The sequence below is a fragment of the Bosea sp. BIWAKO-01 genome (assembly GCF_001748145.1).
GTDB lineage: Bacteria > Pseudomonadota > Alphaproteobacteria > Rhizobiales > Beijerinckiaceae > Allobosea.
The window spans coordinates 1,255,823-1,271,140 of sequence record NZ_BCQA01000001.1; the positions used below are offsets into that span (position 1 = coordinate 1,255,823).

Genomic DNA, 15,318 nt, shown 5'->3' on the forward strand with positions numbered 1-15,318 from the left:
GGTCGAGGCATGCTCCGCCATCTGCTCCAGCGCGGCCTCGACCTCGCGATCGTGCTCTTCGGGATCTCCGTGATCGTCTTCATGATGATCCGGCTGATCCCGGGCGATGCGGTCGCGATCATGCTCGGCGCCAATACCGAGGTGACGCCGGAGCGCGTTGCAGCGATGCGCAGCGAGCTCGGGCTCGACCGACCATTGATCGAGCAATATCTGAGCTGGCTCGGGCGAGCGCTTCACGGCGATTTCGGCACGTCGATCTGGACCGGCCGGCCCGTGCTCCAGGAGATCACGGCCCAGATCTGGCCGACCCTGCAGCTCACAGTGCTGGCCTTGGTGATTGGCGCCGGCCTCGCCGTGCCCCTCGGTTGCCTGATGGCTCACTGGCGGGGCGGGCGGGCTGATCTCGTCCTGCGTATCGGCGCGATCGCGGGGCTCACCATCCCGTCCTTCTGGCTCGGCATCGTCATGCTGATCACGGTGGCAAGCCTGGCCCCGAGCTTCGCCTCGCTCGGCTATGTCCCGTTCAGCGAGGACCCGCTCGGCAATCTGCAGCGCCTGCTGCTGCCGGCGATCGCGCTGGCGCTGCCGATCCTTGCCAATCTGTCGCGCCTTGTCCGGACCGCGATGCTCGACGCGCTCAGCCAGGACTATATCCGCACCGCCCGCGCCAAGGGGCTTTCGGAGACCGCGGTGCTCTACCGACATGCGCTCCGCAACGCGCTCATTCCATTCGTCACCAGCGTCGGCATCATGACGGGCTATCTGCTTGGCGGCGCGATCGTGGTGGAGCAGGTCTTCTCAATTCCGGGCCTCGGGCGGCTGATCCTCGGCGCCATCGCCGAACGGAACTACCCGCTGGTCCAGGCCACCATCCTCATCGTCACCGTCGGCTTCGTGCTGGTGAACGCCCTGGTCGATCTCGCCTATGCGCTGATCGACCCAAGGCTCAGGACTGCGTGATGAGCCAGAGCCGCCGTATCGCCATCGCAGCGGGCATCATCGTCACCCTGCAGATCGTGCTGGCGCTCGCCGCCCCGCTGGTTGCTCCCTATGATCCGCTCGCTCAGGATATCGTCGCACGCCTGAAGGGGCCGAGCCTCGCGCATTGGCTGGGCACCGATCATCTCGGCCGCGATATCCTGGCCCGCATCCTCTACGGCTACCGCACCGCCCTCATCGCCTGCGGCATCGCTGTCGGCCTTGCGCTGATCGTCGGGGGTGGCCTCGGCCTGCTCGCCGCCTTCTATCGCGGCTGGTGCGAGCGCATCGTGATGCGGCTGATGGATATTCTCTTCGCCTTTCCCGTGATGTTGCTCGCCATCGGCATCATCGCCATGCTCGGGCCGCGAACGGAAAGCGCCGCCATCGCGATTGCCGTCGTCTATGTGCCGATCTTCGCGCGGCTGATCCGTGGCCCGGCCCTCGTTCTGGTCGAGAGCGACTTCGTCGCCGGCATCCGCTCGATCGGCGCTTCGGACCTGCGCATCATGCTGCGCCATATCCTCCCCAATCTGGCCTCCGTGATCCTGGTCCAGACCTCGTTGCTGCTGTCGGCCGCCATCCTGGTCGAGGCCTCACTCTCCTTCCTCGGCCTCGGCACCCAGCCGCCCACCCCCTCCCTCGGGCTGATGCTGGCGGAAGGGCGCAATTTCGTGCTGCTCTCGCCCTGGAACGCGATCTTCGCCGGGCTCGGCATCCTCTTCCTCTCGCTCGGCTTCAGCCTGCTCGGCGACGCGCTGCGCGACGAACTCGATCCCCGCCTGCGGGGCCGGTCGTGATCATCCGCAAGGCAGAGCCAGCCGATATCGCTCCGGCGGCAGCCATTCTTGCGCAAGCCTATCAGACCGGCTTCCGCCCCATCATCGGCGATGCGGCGTCGGCCTATGACGTCGCGCATTTCGAGGCCCGGTTCGAGCGGGACCTGGAGCATCTCACCGTCCTGGACGATGGCGGCGTCAGAGGCGTTCTGCTGCTGCTCGACGGACATGTCATCATGCTCTTCGTGGCCGAGACTGGCTGCGGCCATGGTGCAGCCCTGCTCTCCCATGCCGAGGCGAATGGCGCCCGCTCGCTCGAGGTATTCGCGGCGAATACGGGGGCGCGACGCTTCTATGAGCGGGCCGGCTGGCACAGAGCCCGCGAGTACTGTCGCGATTTCGCCGGCGCCGAGCACCGCTTCCTGCGCTATGAGAAGTCACCGGAACACGCGCAAGAGGGCGCCTGATGGACAAGCTCCTGATCCGCGGTGGCCAGCGGCTGTCCGGAACCGTCGATATCCGCGGCGCCAAGAACGCCGCCTTGCCCGCCTTTGCGGCCGCGCTGCTCTCCGACAGGCCGCTGACCCTGCGCAACCTGCCGGATGTTGTCGATATCAGGACGATGCAGGCCCTGCTGGAGGGGTATGGTGTCATCTTCTCCGGCCGTGCGGCCGATGCGCTGACGCTCAGCGCCAGCGAAGCCGCGCCGCGGGAGGCGAGCTATGACATCGTGCGCAAGATGCGCGCGACCATCCTGGTGCTGGGGCCGCTCATCGCCCGCTTCGGCCATGCCCGCGTCTCCCTGCCCGGCGGCTGCGCGATCGGCGCACGCCCGGTCGACCTTCACCTGAAGGCGCTCGAGGCCCTCGGCGCCGACATCAGCGTCGCTGGCGGCTATATCGAGGCGAGTGCTCCCGCCGGTCTGCGCGGCGCGCGTATCGTCTTCCCCTTCTCCTCGGTCGGAGCCACCGAAACCGCCCTGCTGGCGGCGAGCCTCGCCAGCGGTGAAACCGAGATCGTCAACGCGGCTAAGGAGCCGGAAGTCCTCGACCTCGCCCGCTGCCTCGTCGCAATGGGCGTAAGGATCGAGGGCATCGGCAGCCATCGCCTGCAAGTCCAGGGCGCCCAGAGCTTCAGGCCGGCGACACATGAGATCGTTGCCGATCGCATCGAGGCGGGCACCTACGCGGTTGCTGCCGCGATCACCGGCGGCGAACTCGAACTGGTCGGTGCGCGGCTCGAACATCTCGCGGCGGTGGGCGAAGCGCTCGAAGCCGCCGGCGTCAGGCTCTGGCCGACCGATCGCGGGCTGATGGTGTCGCGGCCAGGCCGGCTCACCGGCATCGACATCATGACCCAGGCCTATCCTGGGTTCTCGACGGATCTGCAGGCGCAGTTCATGGCGCTGATGAGCGTGGCGGACGGCACCTCACTGATCCGCGAAACGGTATTCGAGAACCGCTTCATGCATGTTCCGGAGCTGGTCAGGCTCGGGGCCGACATCACGCTGAAGGGGACCAGCGCCATGGTGCGCGGCGTCGAAACACTCAAGGCGGCGCCGGTCATGGCGACCGACTTGCGCGCATCGGTCAGCCTGGTGCTCGCGGGGCTCGTCGCCGAGGGCGAGACTGTGGTCAGCCGCATCTACCATCTCGACCGGGGGTATGAGGCGCTCGACCGCAAGCTCCGGCGCTGCGGCGCCGATATCGAACGGATCGGCGCATGAGTGCCGCAACCGATCTGTATCTTGGGGTCGATGGCGGCGGCACCGGCTGCCGCTGCCGGCTGGAGACCGCTCAGGGCGAGGTGCTCGGCTCGGGCATCGCGGGGCCGGCCTCTCTCCGTCTCGGTCTGGACGCCTCGCTCGCCGCGGTGATGCAGGCAGCGCGCGGTGCGATGAGCGAGGCTGGCCTCGGCGAAGATCAGTTCAGTCGGGTCCGAGCCGGAATCTGCCTCGCCGGTATCGGCCGCAAGGGCATGCAGGAGGAACTCGCAGGCTGGGCGAGCCCCTTCGCCAGGACTGTCTTCGAGAGCGATGGGCTCGCCGCCTGCCTGGGCGCCCATTCCGGTGAGGACGGCGGCATCATCATCATCGGCACCGGCTCGATCGGCCTCGCCCGCGTCGCCGGACGCGAGATCCGCATTGGCGGCTACGGTTTTCCGGTTGGCGATGAGGGCAGCGGCGCCGATCTCGGCCTTGCCGCCATTCGCGTCTCGCTGCGCGCCCATGACGGCCGGGAGCCGCAAACGCGCTTCACGACGGACGTCCTGGCCAGGTTCCAGGGCGATCCGTTCGAGGTCATCGCCTGGATGGACAAGGCCCATGCCACGGACTACGCGACGCTCGCGCCCCTTGTGCTGCGCCATGCCGATCTCGGCGACTCGCACGCACGCGCCATCATGCAGAATGGTGCGGCCTTGATCGACGCCATGGTGCGCACCCTGTTCGAGCGCGAGGTGCCGCGCGTCGCGCTGATCGGCGGCCTGTCCTCTGCGATGGAGGCCTGGCTTGCGCCTGATGTCAGGCGCAGGCTCTCCACCGTCAGAGGCGATGCGATCGCGGGAGCGCTATCGCTGGTGCGGGGGCATCACGCTGCGGGCTGAGGCCCGTCATAGCCGCCGATGATGACGAGATCGGACTTACCCGCCTGCGCCAGATGCTTGACCGCCTCCTGGTATTCAGGTGACTCGTAGCAGGCGCGCGCCGTTGCCTCGTCCTTGAACTCGATCACGACGTTGTGCTGGCGCCCTTCGCCGCGCGCGAGTTTGTACTCGCCGCCACGCACCAGGAACTTCGCGCCGAATTTTGCGAAGGCGATGGCATTCAGGGTGCGATACCTGGCGTATGCCTCCTGATCCTCAACGTCGACGCGGGCGACCCAATATCCCTTCGCCACGGCTCAGAGCCCTTCCACGACAACGAGATCGATCTCACCGGCGCCTTCGCGCTCCTTGCGGGCCGCGGCATATTCCGGCGAATTCGCATAGGCCTTGGCCGTCTCGAAATCCTTGAACTCGATGACGACGTTGCGGGCCCGGCCCTCGCCCTCGGCCACCGTCATCTGGCCGCCGCGCACTATCGGCGTACCGCCATACTGCTTGATCACCTCGGAGGCCTTGGCGGCATAGACCGCCCAGAGCGTCGCGTTGGAAACCATGGCGCGACCGATGACATATCCCTTGGGCATTTCCAGCTTCCGTTCTTGGGTTGAAACCTGATCCGACCAGACTACGAAGCCGCGGCGATCTCGTCCATGATCGCGGCAGCCGCCGCACGCGGGTCAGCCGCGCGGATAATGGGGCGCCCGACCACGAGATGGTCGGCCCCGACGCGGATCGCCTCGCTGGGCGTCAGGGTCCGTTTCTGGTCGCCGGCGGCACTTCCCGCGGGGCGAATGCCGGGCGTCACGATGACCATGTCCGGGCCAATAATGTCGCGCACGATTTCGGTCTCGGCAGCCGAGCAGACGATACCGTCGATCCCCGCGCTGCGGGCCTGCTGGGCACGCAGGCGCACGAGATCGCGCACGGCGAGGCCGTAGCCGGCATCACGCAGATCGCCGTCATCGTAGGAGGTGAGCGCGGTGACGGCGAGCAGCTTCAGATCGGAGTCGGCCCGCCCCTCGACCGCGCCGCGCATGGTCTGCGGATAGGCGTGCACGGTGAGGAAGGTGACGCCGAGCTTGGTCAAGGAATCGACGCCCTCGGTGACGGTGTTGCCGATGTCATGCAGCTTGAGGTCCAGGAAGACCTTCTTGCCCTCAGAAATCAGCTGACGGGACAGGTCGAGCCCGCCGGCAAAGGCGAGCCGGTAGCCGATCTTGTAGAAGGTCGCCCCATCGCCCAGTTCGGAGACGATGCGGTAGGCGTCCCAGATCGTCGGCACGTCGAGCGCCACGATCATACGGTCGCGGAGATCGTTGATCTTGGCGGTCATGGCGTGGCGAACTCCTCAATCGATTGCCAGCCGTGCTGCACGATTCGCGTCGCGCCGTCGAATGCGAAGACATTGCCACCGCCTGCCGGCTGATCGCGCAGGCGCTTGATGGGCCAGCCGTGCAAGGCGCAGAGCAGCAAGGTGCCGACTCCGCCATGGCCGACGAGCAGAATGTCGCCATCCCCCGCCGCGGCCAGCACGGCCTCCGTTTCCCGTACGATCCGCGACTGCGCATCGATTGCGCGTTCCCAGCCGCGTACGCTCAGCTCGGGATTGGCGAAGAACTCGTCCGCCACCTTCTCGAACTCCTGCGGCGGCAGGAAACCTGTCGCCGACCGGTCGTTCTCGTGCATGGCCTCGCGGATCTCGACGGGCAGGCCGAGCTGCTCCGCGACGCATTCCGCCGTCTCGATCGCCTTGCGCTCGGCCGAGGAGACGATGAGCCTGGTTCCGACGAGCTTAGGTGCAATCGCGAAGGCCAGAGCCCGTGCCCGGCCGACATCCGACAGCCCCCAATCGGGCACGGGCACGTCTGGATCAATCTTGACCTGGGGATGGGTGAGATAACGGACGATACTCATCACATCGGGCCTTCGTTCATGGATGTCACTTCAACGCCAGCACAAACATGATCGCAATCAGTGCAATCAGCAGGTTCATCATCCAGCGATTGAGTACGGTCAGCTGGCGCAGCTTGCGGAACTCGATGCCGTCCTCCGGATCTTCATCCGGCGTCTCGGCGGCATTCGCTGCGGGCACCGGATGCGGCGCTTCCTCCCTGCGCCCCCGCTGAGACCAGCTCAGGCTCTGCACCAGCCCCTTGGCACTGCCGCTCGTGCGGCCGTCCGCCTCGATGCCGAGATACCAGGTCACGGCGCCGCCGGCCGGCGGATCGCGATCGGCATCGCTGATCCAGAGATTGGTCGCCGCCGAGATCGAGACGGTATCAACCAGACCGGCCTGCAGGTCGCGCTTCAATTCGGCATAGACCGGTGCGGAGACGAAGAGATCGGCTGAGAAAGCACCGGCATGGGGGGCATCGGCTTCACCGTCAAAGCCGAGCCTGAGCAGCATCTTGCCTTCACCGGTATCGGGAAGGGCGCGGATGCTCAGCACGACGTGCTGAGCCCGGTCCTCGAAACCGGCGCGCGCCAGCCAATCATGCCCAAGGGCGCCGAAGCCGCGAAGGCTGGCAACGGAATTGAGCGAACCATTCTGGCTGGCATAGCCTGAGATCACATCGAGCGGCCCTGCTTCGAGCAGGAGCTGCCGGGCCGGACTCTGGATGAAGGCGTTACGCACGCCCTCGATCGTCAATCGGCCGTCCGCAATCGTAACGGCTCGTGTCGTCGCGCCCGGTCTCATCTCGACTCTGCCCCCCGCCGGCCCCTTCTAGACCAGCGCGGAGGCAAACGAAATGCGGAGATATTCTCGCTCACGCCGTCTCTTGGGCAAGCTGGGCAAAAACCTTGGTCCAGACATCCGGAGTCTGCGCGCCCGAAACCGCCAGCTTGCCGTCGACGATGAAGAAGGGCACGCCGGTCACTCCGACCTTCTGGGCGTGGGCCTCGAGGCCGATGATCGTCTCACGCAATTCATCATTGGTGAGTTCGTCGCGCGCGGCATTCTCCTCGAAACCGAGTTCGGTCGCGATCGCCACCAGCGTCTCCAGATCGCCGATATCACGCCCGTCCTGGAAATAGGCCTTGAACAGGGCCGCCTTCATCTCGGTGCCGCGCTGCACGGTGGATGCGGCTGCGATCAACATATGGGCCATACGGGTATTGGGCGTGCGTGCGACCTTCGACCAGTTGAAGGTCACGCCACTTTCGAGCGCCGCTTCCGAGAGCCGGATCTCGATTTCCTTGCGCTTGCCGGGCCCGAATTTGGCATCGAGATAGCTCGCCCGGTCCGCACCTTCCGCAGGCATGTCGGGATTGAGCTCATAGGGCAGCCAGGTGACTGCGACGCGGTCGGTCAGGCCGTGATTCGCCAGCGCCGCCTCCAGCCGTGCCTTGCCGATGAAGCACCACGGGCAGACCACATCCGACACGATGGCGATGGGCATTTTCTCTTGCATGATCGCTCCTTGGCGATGCGCCGCGCTGGTACTCAAACTGGCGGGTAGGAATGCTGCGTACCGAAACGGTCTTCCGCCTGCGCCTCGGCGCCCGGCATCTCGCAGCTCGAAAGGAAGGACGGGCCGACCGGTATCTTGCCGGCCCCTCCGGGGATGTCGAGGATATAGGTCGGCTGGCACAGGCCCGAAAGATGGCCTCGCAGGCTTTTGACGAGCGCCTGCCCCTGCGCCAGCGACAGCCGGAAATGCGAGGTGCCCGGCGCGAGATCCGGATGGTGCAGATAATAGGGCTTCACCCGGTTCTCGACGAAGGCACGCATGAGCGCAGCCAGGGTCTCGACATCCGCGTTGATGCCCTTGAGCAGCACGCTCTGGCTGAGCAGGACATGGCCAGCATCGGCGAGGCGCGCGATCGCGGCACAGGCCGCCGGCGTGAACTCGCGCGGATGGTTGGCGTGAATGGCGATGTAGTTCGCCTTGCCCGGCACGCGCAGGGCGCGGGCGTAATCGGCCGTGATCCGCTCGGGATCGACCACCGGCACCCGCGTGTGCCAGCGCGTCACCTTGATATGCGGGATCGCCGCCAGCCGCTTCGCGACATCGCGCACACGGCGCGCGGACAGGATGAACGGATCGCCACCCGTCATGATGACTTCCCAGATCTCCGGTCGGGAGGCGAGATAGGCCAGCGCCGCGTCGAGCTTCTCGCCGGCGAGCGAGGTGCCCCCCGGCCCGACCATCTCGCGCCGAAAGCAGAAGCGGCAATAGACCGGGCAGGCATGGACGAGCTTCAGCAGCGCGCGATCGGGATAGCGATGGACCACGCCCTCGATCGGCGAATGCGCATCATCCCCGATCGGATCGGCCATTTCCTGCGGCAAGGTCAGCAGTTCCGCCGCATCGGGGATGAACTGGCGCGCGATCGGGTCGGCCGCGTCGGAGGGATCGATCAATGCCGCCATCGCGGGCGTGACGGAGACGGCGTAGCGCTCGGCAACCGCATCGAGCGCCTCGCGCCGCGCCGGCGCGACAAGTCCCTGCGCCATCAGCGCGTCGATGCTGCGCAGTGGGGTATGGGCGGTCATCAGCCTGTCCTGCCCGGTTCGGCTACCGGCGTCCAGAGCACGTCCTCGATCCGACGCGCACCGGTGCAGAGCATCACCAGCCGGTCGAAGCCGAGCGCGATGCCGGAGGCCGGAGGCATCGCCTCCAGCGCTGCGAGGAAATCCTCATCAAGCGGGTAGCGTTCGCCATAGATGCGCTGCTTCTCGTCCATGTCCGCCTCGAACCGCCGACGCTGTTCGGCCGGGTCCGTCAGTTCCCCGAAGGCATTCGCAAGCTCGACGCCGCAGGCATAGAGCTCGAAACGCTCGGCCACACGCGGATCTCCCGGCTTCGGCCGCGCCAGGGCCGCCTCCGAGATCGGGTATTCGCAAAGGATGGTGGCGCAACCGCGACCAAGATGCGGCTCGATCTTCTCCGAGAGAACGCGGCTGAAAATGTCAGACCAGCTGTCGTCCCCGGCAAGCCGGATATTGGCGGCACGCGCAGCTGTGGCAAGAGCCTCTCGATCCGTCGCCCCGTTATCCGCGACGGTCGCGAGCAGGTCGATGCCGGCATGTCGGACAAAGGCATCATGCAGGGTCAGGCGCTCGGGTTCCGCGAAGGGGTTGGCGACCAGGCCCCGCCAGTTCAGCTGACTTGCGCCAGCGGTGCGGGCCGCCTCGGCCAGCAGAGCCGCGGCATCGGCCATCAGCGCATCGTAGTCCTCGCCGGCGCGGTACCATTCCAGCATGGTGAATTCAGGATGGTGCAGTGCAGTGCGCTCCCGATTGCGGAACACCCGGGCGAAATCGAAGATTCGGCCTTCACCCGCTGCCAGCAGCTTCTTGGCCGCGAATTCCGGGGAGGTATGCAGGTAGTAGGGGTGCACGCCCGCCGCATCGTCGATCAGTGCGGTCGCGAAGCCGTGCAGATGCGTCTCATTGCCCGGCGAGACCTGCAGGATCGCCGCCTCGACCTCGATGAAGTCGCGCGCCTCGAACCAGCGCCTCAGCGCTGCCTTGATGCGTCCGCGCGCCAGCAATGCGGGCCGGCGGTCGGCATGAATGTCCCGCCGCCACCAGGGCGGATGTCCCTCGACCATCGAACCTCGGTTAAGAATCTCTGCAAGCTTCCGTTTCGCCCGCGAATGCGGTAGTTCCGCGGCGACGAAATCCGCATAGCGCGCGCGCTCGATGCGCACCAGCAAGGAAACTCACGTGGTCAAGGTCATCGCCAGCTCCGTTCGCAAGGGCAACGTTCTCGAACTCGACGGGCATCTCTGCTCCGTCATCTCGGCTGAGAGCTTCTTTCCCGGCAAGGGCACCCCGACGACGCAGATCGACATGCGCCGCATCTCCGACGGCGTGAAGATGACGCAGCGCTACAAGACGACCGAGCAGGTCGAGCGCGCCTATGTCGAAGACCGGGATTTCACCTATCTCTACCAGGACGGCGAACAGTACGTCTTCATGAACCCCGAGACCTTCGACCAGATCCATGTCGACAACGCCGTCGTCGGCGACACGGCGCCTTATCTGCAGGAAGGCATGAAGGTCTCGCTCTCGGTCTTCGAGGACAAGGCTGTCGCAATCGAGCTGCCGCAGCGCGTCACGGTCGAGGTTGCCGAGACCGAGCCGGTGACCAAGGGTCAGACCGCCTCCTCCTCCTACAAGCCCGCGATCCTGACCAACGGCGTGCGCACCGCGGTGCCGCCCCACATCGGCCCCGGCACTCGCATCGTCGTGATGACGGCTGACGGCTCCTATGTCGAGCGCGCCAAGGACTGATGCAGTCCTGCCCCTGTCATCGACGGGCCAGCAGTATTATCGATAGTGGAACGGGCCCTTCCGGGCCCGTTTCGTTTTTGAGGGATCCTGCATCATGCCGATTTCCGTTCATGCCGCCGCCTTCGCGGGCATTATCCAGACCCTGAAGGCGCTGAACGCCATTCTCGACAAGGCTGTGGCGCAGGCGGAAGCCCGCAAGATCCAGCCCGAGGTCGTGCTCACCAGCCGACTGGCGCCGGACATGCTGCCCTTCACCCGACAGATCCAGCTCACCTGCGACTTCGCCAAGAATGCTGCGGCGCGCGTGAGCGCCGGCGAGAACCCGAAATTCCCGGATGAGGAAAAGACCTTCCCGGAACTGAAGGAGCGGATCGCCAAGACGCTCGCCTTCGTGCAGAGCATCGACGATACCGCGCTCGAGACCGGAATCGGCAAGGACGTCACCTTCCCGCGCGGTCCGCAGCAGACTGTCACGATGACGGCCGAGGCCTATCTGACCCGCTTTGCCGTGCCCAATTTCTATTTCCACGCCACCACCGCCTACGCGATCCTGCGCGAGAACGGATTTGACATCGGCAAGCGCGACTTCCTCGCCGACGTCTTCGAGGCGTAACGCCTGCATGGGCGCGGATGTCTCGATGGAATCGGGCGACCAGGCCATTATCGGGCACGCGGCGGCATCGGACGCCGCCGCCATCGCCGATCTCTACATCGCCGCCCGGGCTGATGCCTTGCCCTGGCTGCACCGGGTCCATAGCGATGAGGCAGTGCGCGACTGGATCATCCATGATCGCCTGGCGCGCGGCGAGAACTGGGTTGCCCGGTTGGGCGACGAGGTCGTCGGCTTCATGGCGCTCGACGGCGACGATCTCGATCAACTCTATCTGAAGCCCGGTCACTATCGGCAAGGCTTCGGCTCACAACTCCTCGCCAAGGCCAAGGAGCGCAGCCCGCAGCGGCTGCATCTCTTCTGCTTCCAGCGCAATGCGCGCGCCCGCACCTTCTACGAGAAGCACGGCTTCAAGATCGTCGACATGAACGCTGGGAGCCGAAATGTCGAAGGAGAGCCGGACATTCTTTATGAATGGCGGCCGAGTGCTGCGTAAGCCCTTGAAATCGGCTGAGGCCCACCCCATTTGAGGATCACGGCGATGTCGAGGGCGTTCCACTGCCCTCCATCCCCGTTGAAGACGGCCATGAGCCGAACGTGTGACGCCGGATGTACGCGCGCCCGTTCTGGACATGGCCGTTGGCGTTTCCGGGGCCCGAGGGCCCCGGGACCCAGGTTTCAGCGATCCGCCACGGCAAGCTTTGCACCGAGCGCAACAAAGGCGCCGGCAAAGATGCGCCGCATCCAGGTCATCACCTGCGGCCGCGAGATGACGTGGCTGCGGACAGACGCTGCGAACAACCCATAGACGACGAAGACCACGAAGGTGAGCAGCATGAACACGCCGCTCAGCGCGAGCATTTCCGGCATGGGATTGATCGCATCCGCGCTGACGAACTGCGGGAGGAACGCGAAGAAGAAGATCGAAAGTTTGGGATTGAGCAGGTTGACCAGAACCGCGTCGATTGTCACGCGCAGTGCAGAGCGCGTGTCGACCTTCTGCTCGACCTGCAGCGCGCCGCGCTCCTGAAGCGTGTTCCAGGCCATGTAGAGCAAGTAGGCCACGCCGAGATATTTGAAGATCTGGAAGGCGAGCGCGCTCGTGTGCAGAAGCGCCGCCAGTCCCATGATCGCCGCGAGCATGTGGGGCACGATGCCGAGCGTGCACCCGAAGGCCGCGACGATGCTTGCACGCGCGCCGCGCGAGAGGCCGGCGGCCACGGTGTAGATCATGCCTGTGCCCGGCGAGGCGACGATGATGAGGGAAGTGATCAGGAATTCGAGGCTCATGGCGGCGCTCCGTGATGTGCCGCCAAGGTAGTGGGCCGCGCCCTTACGTCAACCGCCGATAGGCATGGCTTCCACAACCTGTACGAGCACGAAACGCGGAGCGTCGGTGCCTTCAATCCTGCAGGAACGGGTTGTTCTGACGTTCCTCGCCGAGCGTGCTCGCCGGCCCGTGCCCCGGCAGGAACTGGACCTCGTCGCCCAGCGGCAGGAGCTTCGCCTTGATGCCGGCAATCAGCGTCTCATGGCTGCCATAGGGAAAATCGGTGCGCCCTACCGAGCCTGCGAACACCGTATCGCCCGCAAGCAGGAAATGCGCGTCCTTCTGGAAGAAGGTGACATGGCCGGGCGTATGGCCGGGCACATGCTGCACCGAAAAGGCGACATCGCCGATCGACACCGTCTCGCCCTCGGCAAGCCAGCGTGTCGGCGTAACCGGACGGATGCCGCGCATCTCGAAGCGCAGTCCCGAAGCCGGCAGGTCGTCGAGCAGGAACTTGTCGGCCTCGTGCGGACCAATGACCGGCACAGCGAGCGCATCGGCAAGATCGGCCGCACCGCCGGCATGGTCGATATGGCCATGGGTCAGCCAGATCGCGACCGGCTTGACGCCGAGTTCCTTCAGCGCGTCCTGAATGCGGTCGACGTCGCCACCGGGATCAACCACCGCTGCATCCTTGGTGCGGGTGCACCAGATGATCGAGCAATTCTGCTGGAACGGCGTCACCGGCACGACGGCGACATTGAGGGGGGTGGCAGCCTGCTCGGTCATGCGATCCTTGCCTTTCCGTAAGGGGTGGGCACCTGCTCAGCGCGCCTTGCAGCGATTGGCGAGAAGCACCCGGTATTCGGAGATGGAGGTGTCCATCTGCGCGACATTCTCCTCGCGCTGCCGTCCGGTCTGGCAGGTTGCGAAGACGGAGCGCGCGCCCTGAAGATAGGTGACGTGCTCGCGCCAGACGCGGCATTGCGTGGCCTGGTCCGCTGTGCCGGCAGATTGCAGGCGGGTGAGTTCACGGCGCATGCCGGCCTCGTTCTGGAAGAGATCCCGCTGGCAGTCGGCCGGCGCGCCAGCCCTCCCCTGCGCCAGGACGGGAGGCGCCGCGAGAACAAGGATCAGGGCAAGGCCAGCAGAAAGCCGCATCATCCGAGGTTCAGCTCCTTGAAGAAGTCGTTGCCCTTGTCGTCGATGACGATGAAGGCGGGGAAATCCTCGACCTCGATGCGCCAGACCGCCTCCATGCCGAGCTCCGGATACTCCAGGATCTCGACCTTGCGGATGCAGTCCTGAGCGAGGCGCGCCGCCGGGCCGCCGATCGAGCCGAGATAGAAGCCGCCATGCCGGGCGCAAGCCTCGCGCACCGCCGAGGAACGGTTGCCCTTGGCCAGCATGACCATTGATCCGCCGAAGGACTGGAACTGATCGACAAAGGAATCCATGCGCCCGGCCGTCGTCGGGCCGAAGGAGCCGGAGGCGAAGCCCTCGGGCGTCTTGGCCGGGCCGGCATAATAGACCGGATGGTTCTTGAAATAATCGGGCATGCCCTGCCCGTTCTCGAGCCGTTCGCGAATCTTGGCATGGGCCGAATCGCGGGCGACGACGATGGTCCCGGTCAGCGAAAGGCGGGTCTTGACCGGGTATTTGCTGAGCGTCGCGAGGACCTCGCTCATCGGCCGGTTGAGATCGACCTTGACGACATCGCCGCCGAGCGACGCGTCTTCGACCTCCGGCAGGTACTTGGCCGGATTGGTCTCGAGAGCTTCGAGGAAGATGCCGTCCCGGGTGATCTTGCCCTTGGCCTGGCGATCGGCCGAGCAGGACACGCCAAGGCCGATCGGCAGCGAGGCGCCGTGACGCGGCAGGCGGATGACGCGCACGTCATGGCAGAAATACTTGCCGCCGAACTGCGCGCCGACCCCAAGCGACTGCGTCAGCCTGTGAATCTCCTCCTCCATCTCGAGATCGCGGAAGGCGTGCCCCGAGGGAGAACCCTTTGTCGGAAGTTCGTCGAGATATTTGGTCGAGGCGAGCTTGACGGTCTTGAGATTCTGCTCGGCCGAGGTGCCGCCAATGACGATGGCAAGGTGATAGGGCGGGCAGGCGGCAGTGCCCAGCGTCAGGATCTTCTCCTTCAGGAACGCGATCATGCGGTCCTTGGTGAGGAGCGAGGGCGTAGCCTGGAACAGGAAGGTCTTGTTGGCCGAGCCGCCGCCCTTGGCCACGAACAAGAATTTGTAGGCGTCCTCTCCCTCGGCATAGATATCGATCTGCGCCGGCAGGTTGGTCGCCGTGTTCTTCTCTTCGAACATCGAGAGGGGCGCGACCTGCGAATAGCGCAGATTGCGCTTGTAATAGGCATCGGCGACGCCCTCGCCCAGCGCCGACTCGTCATCGCCATCGGTCCAGACCTTGCGACCGCGCTTGCCCATGATGATCGCAGTGCCGGTGTCCTGGCACATCGGCAGCACGCCTCCAGCCGCGATATTGGCGTTCTTCAAGAGATCGTAGGCAACGAACTTGTCATTCGAGGTCGCCTCGGGATCGTCGAGGATCTTGGCGAGCTGGGCGAGATGGCCGGGGCGCAACAGATGGTTGATGTCGATGAAGGCCTGTTCGCTAAGCTGGCGGATGGCTTCGCGCGAAACACTCAGGACCTCGCGGTCACCAATCGTCTCGACTGTGATGCCCGCGTCGCCGAGCTTGCGATAGGGGGTCTTGTCCTCGCCGAGAGGGAAGAGATCGACATGCGTGTAGGCCATGAGGAACTGGCTCCGAAACAGGATGCGCCGCGGCTACAGCATGCGGCGCCGGTCAT

Annotated in this window: 20 protein-coding genes; 8 read left to right on the forward strand and 12 right to left on the reverse strand. The window is 65.6% G+C overall.

Annotated elements, in window-relative coordinates; translation table 11 throughout:
* The first annotated feature begins 9 nt into the window (after nucleotides 1–9).
* Genes BIWAKO_RS05700 through BIWAKO_RS05720 form a run of 5 tightly spaced genes read left to right on the forward strand, consistent with a single transcriptional unit; the run spans nucleotide 10 to nucleotide 4,361 of the window.
* Nucleotides 10–960 carry an ABC transporter permease gene (locus BIWAKO_RS05700; protein WP_069877710.1) on the forward strand — a complete coding sequence of 317 codons (951 nt, stop codon included), beginning with the start codon at nucleotides 10–12 and terminating at the stop codon, nucleotides 958–960.
* Nucleotides 960–1,778, forward strand: a complete 819-nt coding sequence (locus BIWAKO_RS05705; RefSeq protein ID WP_069877711.1) for an ABC transporter permease — start codon at nucleotides 960–962, stop codon at nucleotides 1,776–1,778. The genes BIWAKO_RS05700 and BIWAKO_RS05705 overlap by 1 nt, the downstream gene beginning before the upstream one ends.
* Complete coding sequence (locus BIWAKO_RS05710; protein WP_069877712.1) at nucleotides 1,775–2,224, forward strand: GNAT family N-acetyltransferase; 450 nt, start codon at nucleotides 1,775–1,777, stop codon at nucleotides 2,222–2,224. The genes BIWAKO_RS05705 and BIWAKO_RS05710 overlap by 4 nt, the downstream gene beginning before the upstream one ends.
* Entirely contained in the window at nucleotides 2,224–3,483 is a 1,260-nt protein-coding gene (gene murA / locus BIWAKO_RS05715; protein ID WP_069877713.1) for a UDP-N-acetylglucosamine 1-carboxyvinyltransferase, read from the forward strand. Before BIWAKO_RS05710 ends, murA begins: the two co-directional genes overlap by 1 nt.
* Nucleotides 3,480–4,361, forward strand: coding sequence for a glucosamine kinase nucleotide-binding domain-containing protein (locus BIWAKO_RS05720; protein WP_069877714.1), 882 nt, complete (start codon nucleotides 3,480–3,482; stop codon nucleotides 4,359–4,361). The genes murA and BIWAKO_RS05720 overlap by 4 nt, the downstream gene beginning before the upstream one ends.
* On the opposite strand, the gene BIWAKO_RS05725 is transcribed toward BIWAKO_RS05720, so the two are convergent.
* The 8 genes from BIWAKO_RS05725 to epmA all read right to left on the reverse strand — a co-directional run bounded on the left by BIWAKO_RS05725 (nucleotide 4,346) and on the right by epmA (nucleotide 9,920).
* Complete coding sequence (locus tag BIWAKO_RS05725) at nucleotides 4,346–4,654, reverse strand: DUF1330 domain-containing protein (protein ID WP_069877715.1); 309 nt, start codon at nucleotides 4,652–4,654, stop codon at nucleotides 4,346–4,348. The two genes, BIWAKO_RS05720 and BIWAKO_RS05725, sit on opposite strands and share 16 nt — an antisense overlap.
* A 3-nt stretch (nucleotides 4,655–4,657) precedes the next feature.
* Nucleotides 4,658–4,945 (reverse strand): DUF1330 domain-containing protein, encoded by a 288-nt coding sequence (locus BIWAKO_RS05730; protein ID WP_069877716.1) that lies wholly within the window; start codon nucleotides 4,943–4,945, stop codon nucleotides 4,658–4,660.
* Between the two features lie 41 nt (nucleotides 4,946–4,986).
* Nucleotides 4,987–5,694, reverse strand: coding sequence for an orotidine-5'-phosphate decarboxylase (gene pyrF / locus BIWAKO_RS05735; protein ID WP_069877717.1), 708 nt, complete (start codon nucleotides 5,692–5,694; stop codon nucleotides 4,987–4,989).
* On the reverse strand, nucleotides 5,691–6,275 hold the full coding sequence (locus tag BIWAKO_RS05740) for a histidine phosphatase family protein (protein WP_069877718.1): 585 nt from the start codon (nucleotides 6,273–6,275) through the stop codon (nucleotides 5,691–5,693). The genes pyrF and BIWAKO_RS05740 overlap by 4 nt, the downstream gene beginning before the upstream one ends.
* A 25-nt stretch (nucleotides 6,276–6,300) precedes the next feature.
* Nucleotides 6,301–7,059 carry a hypothetical protein gene (locus tag BIWAKO_RS05745; RefSeq protein WP_141739997.1) on the reverse strand — a complete coding sequence of 253 codons (759 nt, stop codon included), beginning with the start codon at nucleotides 7,057–7,059 and terminating at the stop codon, nucleotides 6,301–6,303.
* 70 nt (nucleotides 7,060–7,129) lie between these two features.
* On the reverse strand, nucleotides 7,130–7,774 hold the full coding sequence (locus tag BIWAKO_RS05750; protein WP_084651176.1) for a DsbA family oxidoreductase: 645 nt from the start codon (nucleotides 7,772–7,774) through the stop codon (nucleotides 7,130–7,132).
* 32 nt (nucleotides 7,775–7,806) lie between these two features.
* Nucleotides 7,807–8,859, reverse strand: coding sequence for a lysine-2,3-aminomutase-like protein (locus BIWAKO_RS05755; protein ID WP_069877721.1), 1,053 nt, complete (start codon nucleotides 8,857–8,859; stop codon nucleotides 7,807–7,809).
* Nucleotides 8,859–9,920 (reverse strand): EF-P lysine aminoacylase EpmA, encoded by a 1,062-nt coding sequence (gene epmA, locus BIWAKO_RS05760; protein ID WP_069882208.1) that lies wholly within the window; start codon nucleotides 9,918–9,920, stop codon nucleotides 8,859–8,861. Before epmA ends, BIWAKO_RS05755 begins: the two co-directional genes overlap by 1 nt.
* Before the next feature lie 91 nt (nucleotides 9,921–10,011).
* On the opposite strand from epmA, the gene efp reads away from it, so the two are divergent.
* The 3 genes from efp (at nucleotide 10,012) to BIWAKO_RS05775 (ending at nucleotide 11,711) form a co-directional block, all read left to right on the forward strand.
* Nucleotides 10,012–10,605, forward strand: a complete 594-nt coding sequence (gene efp, locus BIWAKO_RS05765) for an elongation factor P (RefSeq protein WP_069877722.1) — start codon at nucleotides 10,012–10,014, stop codon at nucleotides 10,603–10,605.
* Between the two features lie 94 nt (nucleotides 10,606–10,699).
* Nucleotides 10,700–11,218 (forward strand): DUF1993 domain-containing protein, encoded by a 519-nt coding sequence (locus tag BIWAKO_RS05770; RefSeq protein ID WP_069877723.1) that lies wholly within the window; start codon nucleotides 10,700–10,702, stop codon nucleotides 11,216–11,218.
* Between the two features lie 25 nt (nucleotides 11,219–11,243).
* Entirely contained in the window at nucleotides 11,244–11,711 is a 468-nt protein-coding gene (locus BIWAKO_RS05775; protein WP_069882209.1) for a GNAT family N-acetyltransferase, read from the forward strand.
* Nucleotides 11,712–11,893: 182 nt separating this feature from the next.
* Here the strand turns inward: BIWAKO_RS05775 and BIWAKO_RS05780 are convergent, their stop codons facing one another.
* The 4 genes from BIWAKO_RS05780 to BIWAKO_RS05795 form a co-directional block, all read right to left on the reverse strand.
* Nucleotides 11,894–12,505 (reverse strand): LysE family translocator, encoded by a 612-nt coding sequence (locus tag BIWAKO_RS05780; protein WP_069877724.1) that lies wholly within the window; start codon nucleotides 12,503–12,505, stop codon nucleotides 11,894–11,896.
* A 112-nt stretch (nucleotides 12,506–12,617) separates the two neighbouring features.
* Nucleotides 12,618–13,274 carry an MBL fold metallo-hydrolase gene (locus tag BIWAKO_RS05785; RefSeq protein WP_069877725.1) on the reverse strand — a complete coding sequence of 219 codons (657 nt, stop codon included), beginning with the start codon at nucleotides 13,272–13,274 and terminating at the stop codon, nucleotides 12,618–12,620.
* A gap of 36 nt (nucleotides 13,275–13,310) precedes the next feature.
* Nucleotides 13,311–13,649 (reverse strand): hypothetical protein, encoded by a 339-nt coding sequence (locus tag BIWAKO_RS05790; protein ID WP_069877726.1) that lies wholly within the window; start codon nucleotides 13,647–13,649, stop codon nucleotides 13,311–13,313.
* On the reverse strand, nucleotides 13,646–15,262 hold the full coding sequence (locus BIWAKO_RS05795; protein WP_069877727.1) for a fumarate hydratase: 1,617 nt from the start codon (nucleotides 15,260–15,262) through the stop codon (nucleotides 13,646–13,648). Before BIWAKO_RS05795 ends, BIWAKO_RS05790 begins: the two co-directional genes overlap by 4 nt.
* Nucleotides 15,263–15,318: the final 56 nt, after the last annotated feature.